The following is a 17,593-nucleotide window of genomic DNA, read 5'->3' as shown; positions in this document are numbered from 1 at the left end:
GCCCGAAACCCCTACCGACCTCGGGAGTTCGTCATGGCTGTCCTGCTCCATCGGCTGGGCCGCGGTGCCTACCGTCATCGCAAGCCGGTGCTCGGTGTCTGGCTCGTGATCCTCGCCGCCCTCATCGCGTGCGTCGGCGTTTTCGGCGGCAAGCTCGACGACCGCTTCACCGTGCCGGGGACCGAGTCGCAGCGCGCGCTGGACACGCTCGGCAAGACGCTGCCCGAGGCCTCCGGAGCGGGCGCCCAGATCGTCTTCACCGCACCCGAGGGCCACCTCATCACCGAGGCCCCGTACACCGCGGCCATCGCCGGAGCCGAGGCGGCGGTCGCGAAGGCGCCCCAGGTCAAAGCCGTCATAGGCCCCGGCGTCTCCGGGGCCGTGTCGGCCGACCGGAGCACGGCCCTCGTCCAGGTGCAGTACTCGGTGCAGCGGGCCGAGGTGCGCCCCTCGTCCCTGGACGTGATCGAACGGGCGGCCGAGGCTGCCGAGAGGCACGGGCTCAGGACCTCGGTCGGCGGCAGTGCCTACGGCAGCAACGGCGTGCACATAGGCCCGTCCGAGATCATCGGTGTCGCCGTCGCCCTGCTCGTCCTCGTCGTCACTTTCGGCTCCCTGCTCGCCGCGGGCATGTCGCTGCTGCCCGCACTGCTCGGTGTGGCCGTGGGACTCGCCGGGCTGCTCGCCCTCACTCCGGCGGTCAGCATCTCCTCCACCGCCGTCACGCTCGCGCTGATGCTGGGGCTGGCCGTGGGTATCGACTACGTCCTGTTCATCCTGTCCCGCCACCGCCAGCAGCTCGCCCGCGGTGCCGATCCCCAGGAGTCCATCGCGCTGGCCAACGGCACGGCCGGCAGCGCGGTCGTCTTCGCCGGCAGCACGGTGATCATCGCCCTGGCCGCGCTCAGCGTCATCGGCATCCCGTTCCTGACCGTGATGGGTCTCGGTGCCGCCGGAGCCGTCCTCGTCGCGGTCCTGGCCGCGATCACCCTGCTCCCGGCCCTCGCCGGATTCGCCGGCACCCGGCTGACCCCGAAGCCCGGCAGCAAGGAGGCCCGGCGGGCCACCGATCCCGACGGACCCGCCGGCAGGGCCACCCTGGGCGCCCGCTGGGTGCGGACCGTCGTCGCCAAGCCCCTGCTCACCGTCCTGGCCGTCGCCGGCATCCTCGTCGCGCTCGCGCTCCCCGCGGCGGACCTGCGCCTGGCCCTGCCGGACAACGGCTCGGCCCCGGTCGCCTCCACCGAACGCGAGGCGTACGACACGGTCGATGAGAAGTTCGGACCCGGCTTCAACGGCCCGCTCCTGGTGCTGACCAGGACCGATGACCGGCCCGGGGCGCAGGCGGGTGCTCAGGCCGCGCGCGAACTGCGGGACCTCGAGGGGGTCGAGGCGGTGCTCCCGCCCGTGCCCACGAGCGACCCCGCGCAGACCGTCATCCAGGTCATGCCCGAGACCGGCCCCGACAGCGCCCGGACCGCCCAACTCGTCCGCGACATCCGTGCCGCCGCCCCGGGCATCCACCGGACCACCGGAGCAACCGTCGAGGTCACCGGCACCACCGCCGTCAACATCGACGTCTCCAACCGCCTCAGCGACTCCCTGCTGCCGTTCATGGCGATCGTCGTCGGCCTGAGCCTCATCCTGCTGACCATGGTGTTCCGCTCGCTGGTCGTCCCGCTCAAGGCCGCCGTCGGATTCCTGCTGTCGGTGGCGGCCTCGCTCGGCATCGTCGTCGCCCTGTTCCAGTGGGGCTGGCTGGCGGACACCCTCGGCCTTGCCGACACCGGTCCCGTCGTCAGCTTCCTGCCGATCATCCTGATCGGCGTGCTCTTCGGACTCGCCATGGACTACGAGGTGTTCCTCGTCTCCGGGATGCGGGAGGAGTGGGTCCACACCGGCGCGGCCCGCAAGTCCGTGGTCGACGGCGCACGGCACAGCGTACGGGTCGTCACCGCGGCCGCCCTGATCATGTTCACCGTCTTCGCCGGGTTCTTCCCGCTCGACGACGCCCTGATCAAGCCCATCGCCTTCGCGCTCGCCGTCGGCGTCGCCATCGACGCCTTCGCCGTCCGCCTGACCCTCGTCCCGGCCGTCCTCGCCCTCGCCGGACGACACGCCTGGTGGCTCCCCGCCTGGCTCGACCGCCTCCTGCCCGACCTCGATGTCGAGGGCACCCGCCTCCAGAAGGCCCCGGAGGTGGAGCACAAGGAGCCCGAGCGGGTCTCCTGAACCGGCCGCGCACCCGGCGGATCCGCCGCCGCGCGCGGGGCCCTGGCCCGGAGGGGACGCCCCCTCCGGGCCAGGGCCCCGGCCTGCCTTGCTTACGCTCGGGCCCAGCGTTGGTTGACACCGGTGTGGCAGCTCCACACGATCACCGCAGCGCCGTTGGCGGTGCTACCGCCATTGACGTCCAGGCAGAGTCCGGTCTGGACGTTGCTGACGGTTCCGTCGGTGTTCACATTCCATTGCTGGTTCGCGCCGCCGGTGCAGTCCCAGATCCGTGCGCGGGCGCCGGAGGCGGCGTTGCTCGGCACGTCCAGGCATCTGCCCATCACCCGCAGGGTCTGTCCGGTCTGGGTGAACTGCTGATTGGGGCCGGTGTGGCAGTCCCAGATGATCATGGGGGCGCCGTTGGACGAGTCGGCACCGCTGACGTCCAGGCATCGGCCGGCGGACTGGCTCCGCAGCCGGAATGCGGTCGGGTTCGGAGGAGTCGGATCCGGGTCAGCGCCCGTGAAGAAGCTCCAGACCTCTCCCTTGACCCAGCTCCTGGCGCCGCTCTCACAACCGGCGCACCCGTCCACGGGGCCTTGCTGGTGACCTCCGTCGAACGCGGCCCAGACGACCGGATACCCCTCTCGGCAGCCCGAGTAGGTGGTGGTGATGTGGGTGCGGCTGCCCTGCGCGGGCTCCGGCGGGTTCTGGGGAGTGCAGCCGTTGTTCCTGACGAACCTGTCCCGCATCCCACGACCGGCGCCGATGTTGTCGTTGATGCCGTGAATTCCCATGTAGGCGAAGGGCTGGGTGCCCCCGCTGCACCCGCTGATCCCCCCGGGCGCGGCTATCGCGGCGACCGCACGGAAGACGTTCGGCCTGGCACATGCGAGGGCGTAGCTCATGGCTCCGCCGTAGCTGAACCCGAGGGCGAAGCGCTGCGTGGTGTCGACACAGAGGTCGTTGTCGATACGCCTGATCATGTCGTCGACGAAGGTCACGTCCTCGCCGCCGGAGTTGCCCCAGCCGTTGTTGAGGCCCTGCGGAGCGACGAAGATCGCGCTGTTGTTCGCCAGTCGCCGGAGTCCGTAGTGGGCATAGACATCGCCATCGCTTCCGCCGCCGGCGACCTGCCCGGCGGTGCCACCCAACCAGTGGAACCCGAAGACCAGTCGATGTTGGCGGGTGTTGTCGTAGTTCTCAGGGATGCTCAGGATGAAGGAGCGGCTCTTACCGCCGCTTTGAATCGTGTGCGTCCCGCTCGTCAGTGTGGGGGCACGTCCGCATCCGGCAGTCCCCGCGAGGGTGGCCCCGGCGGTGGGCGACGTGGCGGCCGCAGCGCCGGCTCCTGCCATGTCGGCCATGGCAAGAACGAGCAATGCCGCCAACACGGCTCGCCAGGAAAACAATCTGTGGATCGACATCATGCGACTCCCTCGCTGCTCGGTGACATGGCTCTCCCTGGTCGATCGGGCCGCAGTTCGCCCTGGGGCTGGATGCGGTGGAGTTGGAATCGCTGGTTGGTGCTGCCGGTGGCCGCCCACTGGGAGACGCGGGCTCCGTCGGCGGTGGAGGCCTCCCACACGTCCAGGGCGAGGCCGCTCTGCCGGTTGACCACACTGACCACGCCACCGCCGTGGTCGACTATCCGCCACTGCTGGCCGGTGGTGTCGGTGCCCGGCTGCTGGGTGATGTCGGCGCCGCTGCCGCTACCGGCGACTTGCAGGAACAGACCACTGTGCCCAAGCCGGATCTTGTAGTGCCCGGCGTCGGAGGGCAGGAACTCGAAGTGCTGGTTGGGACCGGCGGTGATCTGCCACTGGATCAGCCGCGCACCGGCGGCCGTGGACGCACCGTTGATGTCGGCGGCCTTGCCGCTGTGCTGGGCCACCAGCCGGTAGGCCACGCCGGCCTCCACCGGACCCGACCTGAGTGCGGACGCGCGGTAGGTGTGGCCGGCCTGGCCGGAGAACTCGATGAGATCGGCCTCGAGCCGCTTCGGCTGGACCGGCTCGCCGCTCGATTCGTCCCGCAGCGTGAAGTCGCCGGCGAAGATCCGGCTGCGCACCCGGACGGCACCGGTTCGGTCGGGTGTGACGGCGAACTCGATCCGGCCGCTGTTCCACTCGGCGCCGACGGTGTGTCCGCCGCGGCCGCGCAGTCCGCTCACGCGCCCGGTGGGCCAGGCGGCCGGCAGCGCCGGCAGCACGTGCAGTTCGCCGTTGTGGCTCTGCAACAGCATCTCCGCGATGCCCGAGGTGGCGCCGAAGTTGCCGTCGATCTGGAAGGGCGGGTGCAGGTCGAACATGTTGGGCGCGAGCCGGTCCGTCCGCACCAGGTCCCGGATCAGCTTGTGGGCCCGGGCGCCGTCCTCCAGCCGTGCCCAGAAGTTGATCTTCCACGCGAGCGACCATCCCGTCCCGTCGTCACCGCGCAGCTCCAGCGTCCGCCGCGCGGCCTCGTGCAACTGGGGTGTCCCGCGCTTGGTGATCTGGTTGCTCGGATGCAGACCGTACAGATGGGAGACGTGCCGGTGATTGCGCTCGGTCTCCACCCAGTCGGCCAGCCACTCCTGGATGTTGCCCCGGGAGCCGACCCGCGTCGGCGCCAGCCGGTCCCGGGCCGCCAGTGCCTGAGCGCGGAAGGCGGCGTCCACACCGAGGACTTCGCCGGCTCGGGCGACGCTGTTGAACAGGTCGCGCAGGATCTGGTTGTCCATGGTGGGCCCCGCGCAGACGGTGGCGTTCGTGTGGTGAGCGAGCTCCGGAGAGTTCGACGGGTTGGTGACCAGGTGTCCGAGCGTCGGGTGGGCGACCAGGGTGTCGAGGAAGAACTGGGCGGCGCCCTTCAGGGCGGGGTAGTTCGACCGGAGGAAGTCGATGTCACCGGTGAACAGGTAGTGGTCCCAGATCAGCGTGGCCAGCCATGCGCCACCGGTCTGCCACATCCCCCACTGCGCTCCGTCGACGACCGAGGCGCCCCGCCACGCGTCGGTGTTGTGGTGCGTCACCCAGCCGCCGGCGCCGTACTGCGCCTGGGCCACCCGGGCGCCGGTCACGGTCAGGTCGTTGATCATGTCGAAGACCGGGCGGAAGCATTCGGACAGGTTCGTCGTGTCGGCGGGCCAGTAGTTCATCGGCAGGTTGGCGTTGATGGTGAACTTCGAGTCCCAGGACGGAGCCATCTGGTCGTTCCAGATGCCCTGCAGGTTCGCCGGCTGGGTGCCCGGCCGCGAGGACGATATGAGCAGATACCGGCCGAACTGGAACAACAGGGCGGAGAACTGCGGGTCGTTCACTTGCGCGTGCTGTGCGATTCGTACGTCGGTCGGCTGGTCGGCCGCCGCCGTACGTCCCAGATCGACCGACACCCGGTTGAAAAGCGCCTGGTAGTCGGCGCGATGCCGGCTGCGCAGTCCGTCGATGCCGACGTCGCGGGCAGCGTTGAGGCGGCTGCGCGCGATCCCCTGGTAGTCGCCGTCGACCTTCCGGAAGTTGACGTAGCTGGAGCCGATCGACACCAGTACCGTCACGCTGGTGGCGCCGGAGACCCGCAGCGTGCCGCCCGAGCTGCTGACCGTGCCGCCGGTCACGGCGGCGTTGGCCAGGGCGAGGAACCGGACCCGCCCGGCGATGCCCTCCATGGTGGCGGAGATACCGTCGAGGGCGATCGTGGCCCCCTCAGGGCTGGACACCGTGGTCCGTTGTGGACTGTCGAACGTGGCGGTGAAGGCGATGGAGTTGGCCCGGTCGGCCGTCAGCCGGACCACGATCACCTGGTCGGGTGCGCTGGCGAACACCTCACGCTGGTACCGCACGCCGTTCAGCACGTAGGTCGTGGTGGCCGTGGCGGTGGTGAGGTCCAGCGTCCGGTTGTACTGCGACGCACCGGTCGCGCTGCCGAAGGAGAGCCGAAGGTTTCCGACCGGCTGGTAGGCAAGCTGTCCGGCCGGGCTGCCCAGCATCGTCTGATTGATCAGGTCCTGCGCCGGCCCCCACTGATCCGCGAAGACCCGCCGTCGGATCTCCGCGATGTTGGCCGCGCCGCGGGTGTTGGCGGAGTCGTACGGACCGCCGGCCCAGACGGTGTCCTCGTTGAGCTGCAGCCGTTCGGTGTCGACGTTGCCGAACACCATCGCGCCCAGGCGTCCGTTGCCGATCGGCAGTGCCCGCAGCCAGTCCGCGCCGGCCGGCTTGTCGTACCACAGGGCGAGGTCGTCGGCGGCCCGACCCTCCGGAGGGGCGGCCGAGCCGGCCCTGGCAGTGGCCGTCCACCCACCCGACACGATCCCTGCTCCAGCCGCCGCCCCGGCGGCGAGGAATCGTCTGCGTGTCACCTCGGACATGTCGTACTCCCTTCAGGACTGGAGCAGGTCACTGACTCGGGTGATGACAAACCGCCGGTGAGAAAGTCGACGCCCGCACGCCGGCTTCTCCGACGAGCCGCAGGCCGTTGCCATCGGCTCGGCCGCGGCCTGCGGTCACCGTCGACCGTGTCCGCCGAGTCGGGCGTCGCGTCGAGCGTCAGTGTTCTGGATCTGCCATTTCTGGTTGTCGCCGCCCCAGCACGCCCACAGCTGCACCTTGGAGGTGGCGGTGTTCACGTCGAGGCAGAGGCCGGAGTGAACGCTGCGGATGGTGCCGTCAGTGCCCACCGTCCACGTCTGGTTGTCGCCGCCGTTGCACGCCCACGTGCCGACCACGGTGCCGTTCGTCGTCCCGCTGCTGTACGCATCCAGGCACTTCTGGCCCCCGAGTGCGGTGATCTGTCCGCCGGCCGTCAAGGTCCACTGCCGGCCGACCGAGTCGGCGCAGGTGGACACCTGGACCTGGATGTTCGCCGTGGTCCCGTCCGGGATGTCCAGACAGCGCCCGGTGCCGACGTTGCGCAGCAGGCTGGTCGGGGCCGGGGCGTCGCCGTCCAGGCCCCAGCCGTACCTGAGGCGCTCGCGGCCGCTGGCGCTGGGGGTGCTGAGCGTGAGGTTGGTACCGGTGCCGTGCAGTTTCTGCATGGCATACCAGTCGTCACTCTGGCCGGCCCGTATCTTTCCGCCCAGCCCGGGCCAGTAGATGGAGCCGATCCGCAGTTCCCGGAGCACCGTGGTGGTGGCCCGGAAGTAGCGCACGAAGTTGTCGGTGCTGCCGGCGTCGTGGTAGTTGAGCCCGGTATCCATCGGCGCGCCGAACTCGTCGACGACAGTGCGGTCGGCGCAGGAGCCGATCGCGTTCCGCAGGTACGCCACCCACTGGTCGTAGGTCTTCGCGCCGCTGAAGAACGTGTAGTGGTGCAGCGACAGGAACGTGCCGTCGAGGCGGCGGTCGGCGCACATGGATTTGATGTCGGTGTTCAGGCCGGCGCCGCTGACGAAGATGCGGTTCCGCGGAATCGACGGGTGGCCGCTGATCCAGTTGCTCACCACGTTCGCCCACTCGCCGGCGCTGTGCCCGCCCGGTTCGTTCATCGGCTCGAAGTAGACGAGGCTGTTGGTGCCGTACCGGGCGAGCACGGTGTTCCACATGGTGTCGAAGGCGCTCGGGTTGACGATGCGACCGTCGCGGGCGGCCACCCCGTCCTCCCAATAGGACAGGACGACCTTGAATCCCTTCGTGGTGGCTGCGTCTATCGCGCCCGTGTACGCGCTCCACCAGCTCGTCCCGACTGTGTAGGTGTTGATCGGGAGCCGAACGGTGTTGGCGCCGAGGTTGTTCTCGAAGCCGGTGTAAACGGCGTTGGCTTTCGCCACGACCGTCTGGTAGCTGTCGGAGCCGCTCAACCCGTGCAAAACCAGCGGTCCACCGTGGAAGTTGTCACCGAGCCGGGCCCAGTTGACGCCGCGGAACTGGGCGGTGTCGGCGGCGGCCGGCGAGGCGCTCTGGGGCTCGACGACCGCGAGCGCGCCGAGGGCGGTCAGGATGCAGGCGAGCGCCCGGGCGAGGTGGCGCCGACGATGGGTGTGGGGCATGGTCGTGCCTTCCCGGTTGGCGGTGTGGTCACGTCTGCGCTGTGCGGGGTATGTCGACGTTGGCCGCCTGCCGGCAGCCGGGCGAGCCGGCGCGGAGCTTGCCCTCTCCGCGCCGGCCCCCTCCCAGATCGCTCGCGCAGCGAGCATGTCAGCGTCATGCCGCTGCCGTGGCGCCTGGAAAGCCTCGCTCCCCAGCTTCGCCCGGATCGCCGGTCAGCAGGTGGAGTTTCGCAGTCGGAGTCACATCACTGTGCCTGCGCCGGCAATCCGTAGATCGCTTTTGGCTTCCCCCGTCACAGGTCGTGAATGGGGAATGTTACGGGTCGACGACTAAAAGATTGACAGATTGACATGGTCCATTCAAGAGGGAATCGTCGATATTTGCGGGCTTGAGCCGTCGTGCAACCAGCCGGAGAAGCGGGACTATTGACGGCCACCCCTCATAACCATTTCAGACGGTGAATTGGAGCGACAGACGTGTGTAAATCTCGGCAGTTTTCGTTATCGGCGACCGGCTTGAACAGTCGCATTCGCATTGGCCGTAGTGCCGAAACACCATGGCCGACCGCGCCGACGGGACGGGAGCAGCGCCAAGGCGACGATCAGCCGCTCAAGGGGTACCAGTTCGTCGGCGGCCCGGCCGCAGTCCGCACAGGATCGGGTGTGCCGGGTGATGCGCTTACGCCACAGCGTGCTCGGTACGCCGTCCCAGCCCCCCAGCGCGGCGGTCAGCTGTGGGCACCGGGGGCTGGCTTCCAGCGCGGCGACGAGTGACCGGCTCAGCTCCAGCTGGTTGCGCATCCGCTGGACGCGCACACCCGCGTGAGCCACGCTCGTTCCCAGCGCCGCCGCGAGCTCCGCCCTCGTCAGCCGGCCCGCGGTCTCCAGCGACCACAGCGACAGCAGCGCCCGGGCGTCCGGGTCGAGCCATCGACTGGCGCGTACGGCCTTTCGGCGATGACCGGACAGCTCGACGTGGATCAGGGCCAGGTTCTCGGCGTCGGCGTCCGGCGGCTCGGTCATCTCGTCGAGGGGGGCCGTCCGTTCGGCGTCCGCCTGCCGCCGGTGCAGATGGGTGCTGATCTGTCGTGTCGCGATCGTGGCCAGCCAGGGCCGGAAGCACTCCGGGGCGCGCAACGTGCGCAGCTCGGGAAGGACCCGCAGCATCGTCTCCTGCACCACGTCGTCGACGTCCGCGAGCTCGCCCATTGCCCTGCGCACGATCGCGTACACCAGCGGCAGGTACGTCGCGGCCAGGTCGTCGAGCGCTCGTGGATCGCCGGCCTGTGCGGCGACGACCAGGTTCGGCTCGTCGGCTCGGCCGACTCGCTTCACGAGCCCGTACCCGTTGCCTCGGGCAAGGCCGCCCCAGGTGCCGCGCACGTCGCCCCCCTCGGGCTCGCAGGCACGATCGACTCGGGTGCGGCCGGCTGGTAATACCTGGCGGCCCGTCATCGCCCCAGCCGTCCGCCATCAACGGGAAGAACGATGGCGTTGACGTGGTCCGACACCGGGGAGGCGAAGAACACCGTGGCCCCGGCGAGACCATCGGCGCGTCTGCAACGACCGGCCGGGATACGGCCGAGGATGGCCTGATCGCGCTGGGAGTCCGCGCGTAACGCCTCGGTGTCGTCGGTGGCGATGCAGCCCGGTGCGTTGACGTTGACGTCGCGCCCGCGCCATTCCCTCCCCAGGGCCGGCGCCTCGGCGGCCCGGCTCTCGATCTCGAGGGTGCGGGTCCCGCGGTAGACAACCGCCTTCATCGATCCTCCATCCTCATGATGTCGAACGTCCCTTCCGCGGTGGATCGGCATGGTCCAGGGGTGACCGCGAGGAGCCGCCGGCCGGCCTGCTCCGGCCGTATGTGCGGTCCGTCGGATACGTGTGCCGTGCGCTGACGGGCCGCGATCATCGTCGTTTCGTCGATCCGGATGCCCAGGCCCGGCGTGTCGCCGAGCACGAAGGCGCCGTCCTCGACGTGCAGGTCCATCGCGACGCCGACCGGCGGCTGCAGGCCCTGCAGTTCGCTGACGAGGTGGTTGGGCACCGACGTCGCGGCGTGCAGCAACGCGACAGGCGTGTTGCCGATCGGGCTGACCGGCAGGTCGTAGGCGTGCGCCAGCGCGGCGACACGCAGGAAGTGGGTGACTCCCCAGACCGCGGCCGTCTGGACGATGTCGACGCCTCCCGCCGCGATCAGCGGGCGGAACTGCTCGAGGCCGGTGAGGTTCTCCCCAGTGGCGACGGCCGTCCGTACGCCACGGCTGACGGCGGCCAGGCCGTCGGCGTCCCAGCGCCGGACCGGCTCCTCGATCCAGGTCAGGTCGAGTGTGCGTTCCAGTTCACCGACGTGGCGTACCGCCTGCTTACGGCTCCAGGACTCGTTCGCATCCAGCATGAGCCCTGGCCGGGTCCCGTGCGCAGCCTCGGTCAGTACTTCGCGTACGAGAGACAGCCGGTGCCGGTCACGCTCGATGTCCAGACCGCCCTTGAGCTTCGCCGCTCTCAGACCGCGTTCGGCATAGACCTGGTAGGTGGCGACGAGCTCGTCGTCGGTGAGGCCGATGTCCAAGCCGGAGGCGTAGGCGTGGACCGTGCGGTCGTTGCCACCGAGCAACCGCCACAGCGGCTCGCCCACGGCCTGTGCCTTGATGTCCCACAACGCCGTGTCGAACGCGCCGATCGTGCCGAACACCACGCCGGCATGCCCGGCTTTGAAGGTGTGCCGCAGCATGCGGTCGTAGAGGGCGGTCACCGCGCGCGGGTCCTGGCCGTCGATGGCGGCGAAGATCGCCTCGGCTTCCACGTGCGGTCCCAGGCCGACTCCGGTGATCCCCTCATCGGTCTCGACGATGACGACCGGCACGGGCACGACGCCGTCGGCGTAGACGCCGTTGGCGTCACCGACAGGTCGGCCCCATCGCTGCGCCGTCGTCAGGGTTCTGTACCCGGTGATGCGCATGCGTCAGCCCTTCGTCGATCCGGCCGTCACGCCGTCGGCGATCTGGCGCTGCAGGAACAGGTAGGTCACCAACACGGGGAGCCCGGCGATCAGGACGCCGGCTGCGAAGGTGGGGATGTCGGCGGAGTACTGGCCGCGCAGCGTGGTGATGCCCACCATCAGGGTGCGATGGTCGGCCGACGGCATCATCAGCAGCGAGATGAGCACGTCGTTCCAGCAGAACAGCGCGTCGAGGATGCCCACCGACAGCAGTGCCGGAGCACCCATCGGCAGCATGATCCGCCGGTAGACGCCGTACAGGGTGTTGCCGTCGATCCGTGCGGCGTCGACGAGTTCGGTGGGCACCGCTCGGTAGTAGCTCGTCATCAGGAAGACGGTGAACGGCAGGAACTGCGCGACGTAGGCGAGGGTCAGCCCCGGATAGGTGTCGATGAGACCGCCGTCGGCCATGATCCTGGCCAGCGGCACCATGATCACCTGGAACGGGATGAACAGTGCCGCGAGGCAGACCAGAGTCAGCGCGGACGAGCCACGGAACCGCACCTGGGCCAGCGCGAACCCGGCCATGGACCCGATGAGCAGCAACAGCGCTACGGCGCAGGCCACCACGATCACCGAGTTGAGGAAGTACCGCCCCATGCCGTCGCTGTTCCACGCGGTGCTGAGGTTGTCCCACCTCAGAGTGCGTGCCAGGGAGAACCGGTCGAGGACGTACTCCCGGCGGGTCTTCATCGCGACGTTGGCGGTGAACAGCAGCGGGTAGATCGTCGCCAGGGCGAGGAGCGCCATCGGCACGGCGACCAGCCATCTGCTCGGTCCCAGGCGGGACATCAGTCCTCCCTCCCCGCCCGGCGCAGCAGGCCGACCTGTAGCAGGCCCACGACCAGCATGACGAGGAAGAGGACTGTGGACGCGGCCGACGCCAGCGCCGGGCGGCTCATCTGCCCCTGCTGGACCCAGATGTAGTACTCCGGCAGGTAGGTCGACCCTTCCGGGCCGCCACTGGTCATGACGTAGAGCAGCCCGAACATCGAGGTCAGCATCCCGATCATCGTGGTGACGACGACGAACTGGATGGTGCGGGACAGCCCCGGGATGATGACGTGCCAGATCATCCGCGCAAGCGAGGCGCCGTCGACCCGGGCGGCGTCCAGGAGTGCGGAGTCCAGGGTCGCGAACCCGGCCAGGAACACCACCAGCGCCATCCCTGACGTCGCCCAGATGTGCACGCCGACGACGGTGAAGATGGCTACGTCGGGATCGCCGAGCCAGTCCACCGGGCCGAGCCGCAAGCCGCCGAGCACGGCGTTCAGCGGGCCGTCGAAGGCCAGGAGCAGGTTGAAGATCGCGCCGACGATCACCGGTGAGAGCACAGCCGGGAAGAAGTAGACGCTCCGGAAGATCGAGTGTCCTGGGACTCGCAGATAGATGAAGGTGGCGAGCAGTCCCGGGATCGCGACCGCGACCGGCAGCAGCAGCACCAGCAGTCCGACGTTGCGCAGCGCGGTGCGGAACAGCGGGTCGTCGAGGAGCTCCGCGTAGTTGTCGAACCCCACCGTGGCGCCGTTGTGTTCGCCGTCACCGGTGAAGGAGAAGTTGACACCCAGTCCCAGTGGCCAGAGCCGGAGCACCACGATGATCAGGACAGCGGGAGCGACCAGAATGTAGGGGGCGAGGCGATCGGCGCGCCGGCCGCCCCGGACTCGCGGAGACTTCGGCGCAGGGCCGCGGCCATCTACCGCCTCACCTGCTGGCGCCCTGTCGGTCCGCCCTGCTTGAGCGGCGCGGCCCGACGAACCAATGCGTGACATGGCCTCAGCCCGCCTGGTCGGATGCCGCCAGCTGCTCGACCGCCGCGTCGACCGTGACCGATCCGCTCAGCAGTTGCTGGGACAGCCTCCCCATCAGGTCTACGGTCTTGGACGACAGGGCCACGTGCAGGGCGGGCTTGCCACGGTCGATCTCCGACACGATCGTGGCGACGGCCGGGCCGGCGCTCGAGACGTCCACGGTGCGGTCGGCCGCGATGGCGCCCGCGTCGGTGTGGAACGACTTCAGTGCGGCGGTCGAGGTCAGGGAGCGCACCAGGTCGGCGGCGACCTCGGGGTCCTTGGTCGACTTCGCGACGGCGTAGCCGATGCCGCCGTCGTAGGGAAGGTTCGGCGTGGCCCCGGCCGTGACGACCGGCGCCTTCATGACGCCGACATCGTCGGCGTCGAGGAATTCGGCGAAGTCCTTCCAATGCCCGATGTCCGACATCAACCCGATGACGTGGGCGGCCTTGTTGGACTGGAACACCGCGAACGCGTCGTTGAACATCGCCGTCGAGTTCGCCCCGTCGTTGTTCAGGCCTTTGTCGTCGGCCTCTTTCCAGAGCGAGAAGATCCGCTTGACCGCAGGTGAGGACCAGTCTCGTCTGCCTGCGATCCAGTCGTCGTACTCCGTGGGCGACAGGACGCCCGAGCCGAGCCCGGACAGGAAGAACTGGATACCGATGCCTTCCTTGTTGCCCTGCGCGAAGCATCTGGCACCGGTCGCCTTGGTGATGGTCCGGCAGTCGGCGAGGAACTCGTCCCAGCTGGTGGCCGGCTGCTCCGGGTCCAGGCCTGCCTTCCGGTAGAGCGACTTGTTGTAGTAGATCGGGTGACCTTGCAAGGTCACCGGAGCGGCGTAGGTCTTGCTGTCCTTGGTGAAGGCCTCCCACCCGGCCAGCCGCTTCCTGTCATCACGGACGTACTCGTCCAACGGCAGAAGGGAGTCCGCGCGGTCGCGGATCTGCCCGCCGCCGTTGAAGAGCATGACGTCCGGTCCCTTGCCGGCCTGGATGGCGGCCCCGAGCAAGGTGTAGTACTGCTCGAACGGCTGCGCGACGAACTCCACCGTCACGCCGGGATGCCGCTTGGCGAAGTCGGCCTTGGCCTTCTTGACGTACGAGGACGCTGTCGCGTCGCCGGACTTCCAGTCCCAGACGACGAGCTTGCCCTGCGAACCGCCTGACGCCGAATCCGGGTCGGAGGCGCTTCCGCAGCCGGCTAAGACAACGAGCCCGGCAACCAGGATCGCCGACCACAGTGTTCGCTGCTTCATTGCTGCCCCACTCTCCTGAGGTGGCCGGCTGTCCGGCAGTTGAGGTTGAGGAGGAACGCAACTCGTATGACGTGTGTAACTCGTATGACGTATGACGTCAACCGGATGCCGTATAGTTGGCGAGCATCCGTGGTACGGCACGGGCCCCGGGGGGTGTCATGACGGCAGTACCGCAGTCATCCGCAGGGGCCTCCGGGGCTCCCGCTTGGAGCCGGCGCCCGGCGAACCTGGCCGCCGCGGTCACGGCTGAGCTGGTGGAGCGGATCGTCCGTGGAGTCCACCCGTCCGGTTCGCCGCTACCCCCCGAGCCCGTGCTCTGCGAGACCTTCTCGGTCAGCCGCACCGTGGTCCGCGAGGCGGTGAAGATCCTTCAGGAGAAGGGGCTGGTGCAGGTCCGCCAGGGCGCCGGCACGATGGTCACCCCGCCGGCGAAGTGGAACATGCTTGACGAGCTGGTCCTCGGCGCGACCATCGCCGAGGACGAGAGCCTGGCCATCCTCGATCACCTCGTCGCGACCCGCCGCGCGCTGGAGTCCGATATGGCCAACGTCGCCGCCCGCCTGGCGAACGCCGAGGTGATCGACCAGCTGCGCAGTCTGGTGGAGCGGATGGACGAGCTCGTCGACGACCCCGCCTCGTACCACGAAGCGGACCGGGCGTTCCACGACACCGTCATGCAGGCGTCGGAGAACCCCATCGGCCGTGCCGTGGTCCGTTCGCTGGAGCGCCAGGTCATCGACTCGGCCCGTTACATGGGCCGAACCGGCCGCGCCTTCTGCGTCGCGTCCAACCACGGCCATCGGCGCATCTACGAGCGGATCGCCGCGCACGACCCCAAGGGTGCGGCCGAGGCGATGTTCACCCACATCACCGAGGCATGGGTGGTACGCCGCAGAGGGCCGGGCGAGCCGACCCGGCTGCGGCGTTAGAGGCGAGCCTCGCTCACGGCCTACGGGGCCTGCCGCGAGCGAGGCCGACGCATTCCGCTAGCGCAGTGCCCACTGCTGGTTGGCGCCGCTGTGGCAGGACCAGAGGGTGATCCTGGTGCCGTTGGCGGTGCCGCCGGCGTTGGCGTCCAGGCACAGTCCGGACTGGACGCCGGTGATGGTGCCGTTGGGGTTGACGTTCCACTGTTGGTTGTTCTGGCCGTTGCAGTCCCAGATGATGACCGCGGTGCCGTTGGTGGTGCCGCCTCCGCTGGCGTCGAGGCACTTGTCGCCGTGGACGGTCAGTTGTTTGCCGGCGGTGTAGGTCCAGTTCTGGCCGGCCGCGCCGGTGCAGTCCCACAGTTGGGTCTGGGTGCCGTTGGTGGCGCCGGGGACGGTCAGGCAGCGACCGGACTGCGCGCCCACGATCTGCTGAGCCGTTGTCGGCGGTGGGGTGGTGCCCTGCGGTCCGGCGGACGCCATCACGTCCTGGGCTCCGGAAGGCCAGTTGCCATTGGTGACCGTGACATTGCCGGAGACCACGTTGCCTCGGTCCCCGTTGGTGATGTTCGTGCTGCCGTTGGTCGACCAGTTGTTGGTGACGGTCCAGTTCCCCATGTTCTCGCCGCCCCAGTAGTTGGCCGTCGCCCACGTACCGGTGTTCGAGAAGACATTGTTGCTGGCCGTGTAGTACTTGGAGCCCTCGTCGAAGTACAGCCCGAAGTATCCGTTCGTCCGCTGGCAGTGGTTCCGGCTGATCTGCGCGCTCGGGTTCCATCCGAGGGTGTAGATGCAGCCGCCGTCGTTCATCTGCTGCATGACATCGTGGATGTAGTTGCCGATGAGCCGGTTGTTGGACGCGGTGGTCGGCGTCGTGTAGCGCGGCTGGTAGTTGTACAGGCCGCGGTTGGCATAGTGGTTGCTGCCGCCCGCGTCGTTGGCGCCCCAGCCGTACCCGATCGACATGCCGGAGTACGGCATGTTGTAGACCTCGTTCTGGGCGACGGTGCTGTTGGTGACGTACGTGGTCAGGACGGAGACGATGCCCCGGTAGTCCGCCCCGAGGTCGTGGATGCGGTTGTTGCTGATCGTGATGTCCCGGTTGACCATGCGCTGGTCGCCGGGGTGGTGGGCGTCGGCGCGCACGCCGCCCACGAGGATGCCGCCGGCTGAGCTCCGGGCGATCTCCGACCGGGTCACCGTGATGTTGCGGGCGCCCAGGCCGACGCCGCTGGCGTGCGCGCCCGCGTCGTTGCCGATACCGATGGCCGTCTGGCCCAGGTTGACGAACCGGGAGTCGCTGAAGGTGATGGTGTTGGCGGCGGAGATCTGCACGGCGGCCGGCATCTGCTGCCAGTGCGGCCGGGCGGCCTCGAACTGCGTGCAGCCGTTGTGGCAGGAGTCGAAGCCCGGCCAGCTCCAGTTGCCGGAGATGTACGCGCCGGTCTGCTGGTCTGCGTAACCCTGGTTGCTGCTGGGGCCCAGCCAGCTCGTACCGGTGAAGGTGATCCCGCTGAACGTGACGTGGTGCGCCGGCTCGCTGTACGTGCCCCCGACGCTCACCAGCGACTGCAGCCTCGGCAGTTCCACGTTGGCGGTGCTCATGTTCTGCCCGGCCAGGGGGATGTAGTACAAGGATCCAGCCGTGGGGTTGAGGTACCACTCGCCGGGCGAGTCCAGGAACTCGTACGCGTTCGACAGGTAGAACGGACCGGCCCGGTGGGGCCGCATGAGGGTGTCGTAGCCGAAGTTGTTGTTGTTCCACGCCGGCTGCTGCATCGTGATGAAGTTCCCACTGATGCTCTGCACCGGCGAGTACCGGTCGGTGAAGGAGTTGACGCTCTCCACCTCGATCCGGCTCTGGTCGGCCAGGTTGTTCAGATAGCTCAGCGCACCGCTGGAGAACCTCATTCCGGCGCTGGAGGCCGTGAAGTCGGCCCTGTTCACCTGTGTGCGTGCCCGGGTGGCGACGGCGCCGTCGACATAGAGCTGCCGGGCGTCGAGACCGGCGGGCACGTCGGCCCGCCAGATGTTCCTGGCCGCGTCGGCCACCGACCAGCCGGTGACCGCCCGGGCACCGGTGATCACCGGACGCGCCGACGGGGCGGCCCGCCACACGACCGTGTGGCCGCCTGAGCCGGAATCCTCCGCCGTCAGCCGTAAGGGTTGGGCCAGCCGGTACACACCGTCGGCCAACTGCACCACGATGTCGTCCGACATGTCGTCGTTGAGCGATCGCACCGCCGCCTGTGCGGCTGTCAGTGAACACGGCTGCGCGCTGGAACAGTCGGTGCCGGTGCCGGACGGCGAGACATACAGAGTGAGGGGCGCTGCGGATGCGGGCGCGGGGAACGCCATCACGGCGGTCGCGGTCAAACCGACTGTGGCGGCTCCGGCCAGCAGCCGCCTTCGTATCGTGAGAGGTGTGAACACGTTTTC

The 17,593-nt window shown here is 69.0% G+C and carries 12 protein-coding genes; 2 read left to right on the top strand and 10 right to left on the bottom strand.

Annotated features, from left to right (window positions below; all coding sequences use genetic code 11):
• Nucleotides 1-33 precede the first annotated feature (33 nt).
• Nucleotides 34-2,232 (top strand): MMPL family transporter, encoded by a 2,199-nt coding sequence (locus ALMP_RS40225; RefSeq protein ID WP_264936952.1) that lies wholly within the window; start codon nucleotides 34-36, stop codon nucleotides 2,230-2,232.
• A 92-nt stretch (nucleotides 2,233-2,324) separates the two neighbouring features.
• Here ALMP_RS40225 and ALMP_RS40220 read toward each other — a convergent pair whose 3' ends face one another.
• From ALMP_RS40220 to ALMP_RS40180, 9 genes are all read right to left on the bottom strand, one after another.
• Complete coding sequence (locus ALMP_RS40220) at nucleotides 2,325-3,644, bottom strand: ricin-type beta-trefoil lectin domain protein (protein ID WP_264936951.1); 1,320 nt, start codon at nucleotides 3,642-3,644, stop codon at nucleotides 2,325-2,327.
• The gene (locus tag ALMP_RS40215; protein ID WP_264936950.1) at nucleotides 3,641-6,562 is read right to left on the bottom strand and encodes a glycoside hydrolase N-terminal domain-containing protein; all 2,922 of its coding nucleotides are present in this window, start codon (nucleotides 6,560-6,562) and stop codon (nucleotides 3,641-3,643) included. The genes ALMP_RS40220 and ALMP_RS40215 overlap by 4 nt, the downstream gene beginning before the upstream one ends.
• A gap of 135 nt (nucleotides 6,563-6,697) precedes the next feature.
• Complete coding sequence (locus ALMP_RS40210; RefSeq protein ID WP_264936949.1) at nucleotides 6,698-8,179, bottom strand: ricin-type beta-trefoil lectin domain protein; 1,482 nt, start codon at nucleotides 8,177-8,179, stop codon at nucleotides 6,698-6,700.
• A 501-nt stretch (nucleotides 8,180-8,680) separates the two neighbouring features.
• A complete protein-coding gene (locus ALMP_RS40205; protein ID WP_264936948.1) occupies nucleotides 8,681-9,514 on the bottom strand; it encodes an RNA polymerase sigma factor in 834 nt (277 codons plus the stop codon).
• A 116-nt stretch (nucleotides 9,515-9,630) separates the two neighbouring features.
• Complete coding sequence (locus ALMP_RS40200; RefSeq protein WP_264936947.1) at nucleotides 9,631-9,942, bottom strand: SDR family oxidoreductase; 312 nt, start codon at nucleotides 9,940-9,942, stop codon at nucleotides 9,631-9,633.
• On the bottom strand, nucleotides 9,939-11,141 hold the full coding sequence (locus ALMP_RS40195) for a mandelate racemase/muconate lactonizing enzyme family protein (RefSeq protein ID WP_264936946.1): 1,203 nt from the start codon (nucleotides 11,139-11,141) through the stop codon (nucleotides 9,939-9,941). Before ALMP_RS40195 ends, ALMP_RS40200 begins: the two co-directional genes overlap by 4 nt.
• Before the next feature lie 3 nt (nucleotides 11,142-11,144).
• Nucleotides 11,145-11,972, bottom strand: coding sequence for a carbohydrate ABC transporter permease (locus ALMP_RS40190; protein WP_264936945.1), 828 nt, complete (start codon nucleotides 11,970-11,972; stop codon nucleotides 11,145-11,147).
• Nucleotides 11,972-12,772, bottom strand: a complete 801-nt coding sequence (locus ALMP_RS40185; RefSeq protein WP_264937169.1) for a carbohydrate ABC transporter permease — start codon at nucleotides 12,770-12,772, stop codon at nucleotides 11,972-11,974. Before ALMP_RS40185 ends, ALMP_RS40190 begins: the two co-directional genes overlap by 1 nt.
• Nucleotides 12,773-12,956: 184 nt before the next feature.
• A complete protein-coding gene (locus ALMP_RS40180) occupies nucleotides 12,957-14,228 on the bottom strand; it encodes an ABC transporter substrate-binding protein (protein ID WP_264936944.1) in 1,272 nt (423 codons plus the stop codon).
• A gap of 158 nt (nucleotides 14,229-14,386) precedes the next feature.
• On the opposite strand from ALMP_RS40180, the gene ALMP_RS40175 reads away from it, so the two are divergent.
• Nucleotides 14,387-15,157, top strand: coding sequence for a FadR/GntR family transcriptional regulator (locus tag ALMP_RS40175; protein ID WP_264936943.1), 771 nt, complete (start codon nucleotides 14,387-14,389; stop codon nucleotides 15,155-15,157).
• Between the two features lie 57 nt (nucleotides 15,158-15,214).
• Here the strand turns inward: ALMP_RS40175 and ALMP_RS40170 are convergent, their stop codons facing one another.
• The gene (locus ALMP_RS40170) at nucleotides 15,215-17,512 is read right to left on the bottom strand and encodes an RICIN domain-containing protein (RefSeq protein ID WP_264937168.1); all 2,298 of its coding nucleotides are present in this window, start codon (nucleotides 17,510-17,512) and stop codon (nucleotides 15,215-15,217) included.
• Between the last annotated feature and the right edge of the window lie 81 nt (nucleotides 17,513-17,593).

Source organism: Streptomyces sp. A012304 (genome assembly GCF_026008495.1).
Classification (GTDB): domain Bacteria; phylum Actinomycetota; class Actinomycetes; order Streptomycetales; family Streptomycetaceae; genus Streptomyces.
This window is presented reverse-complemented; position numbering and strand designations above follow the sequence as displayed.

Bases quoted from the DNA above. Each gene is read 5' to 3' on its own strand.
- ALMP_RS40225 (WP_264936952.1), top strand. From the start codon at position 34: ATGGCTGTCCTGCTCCATCGGCTGGGCCGCGGTGCCTACCGTCATCGC.
- ALMP_RS40220 (WP_264936951.1), bottom strand. From the start codon at position 3,644: ATGATGTCGATCCACAGATTGTTTTCCTGGCGAGCCGTGTTGGCGGCA.
- ALMP_RS40215 (WP_264936950.1), bottom strand. From the start codon at position 6,562: ATGTCCGAGGTGACACGCAGACGATTCCTCGCCGCCGGGGCGGCGGCT.
- ALMP_RS40210 (WP_264936949.1), bottom strand. From the start codon at position 8,179: ATGCCCCACACCCATCGTCGGCGCCACCTCGCCCGGGCGCTCGCCTGC.
- ALMP_RS40200 (WP_264936947.1), bottom strand. From the start codon at position 9,942: ATGAAGGCGGTTGTCTACCGCGGGACCCGCACCCTCGAGATCGAGAGC.
- ALMP_RS40195 (WP_264936946.1), bottom strand. From the start codon at position 11,141: ATGCGCATCACCGGGTACAGAACCCTGACGACGGCGCAGCGATGGGGC.
- ALMP_RS40190 (WP_264936945.1), bottom strand. From the start codon at position 11,972: ATGTCCCGCCTGGGACCGAGCAGATGGCTGGTCGCCGTGCCGATGGCG.
- ALMP_RS40180 (WP_264936944.1), bottom strand. From the start codon at position 14,228: ATGAAGCAGCGAACACTGTGGTCGGCGATCCTGGTTGCCGGGCTCGTT.
- ALMP_RS40175 (WP_264936943.1), top strand. From the start codon at position 14,387: ATGACGGCAGTACCGCAGTCATCCGCAGGGGCCTCCGGGGCTCCCGCT.
- ALMP_RS40170 (WP_264937168.1), bottom strand. From the start codon at position 17,512: ATGGCGTTCCCCGCGCCCGCATCCGCAGCGCCCCTCACTCTGTATGTC.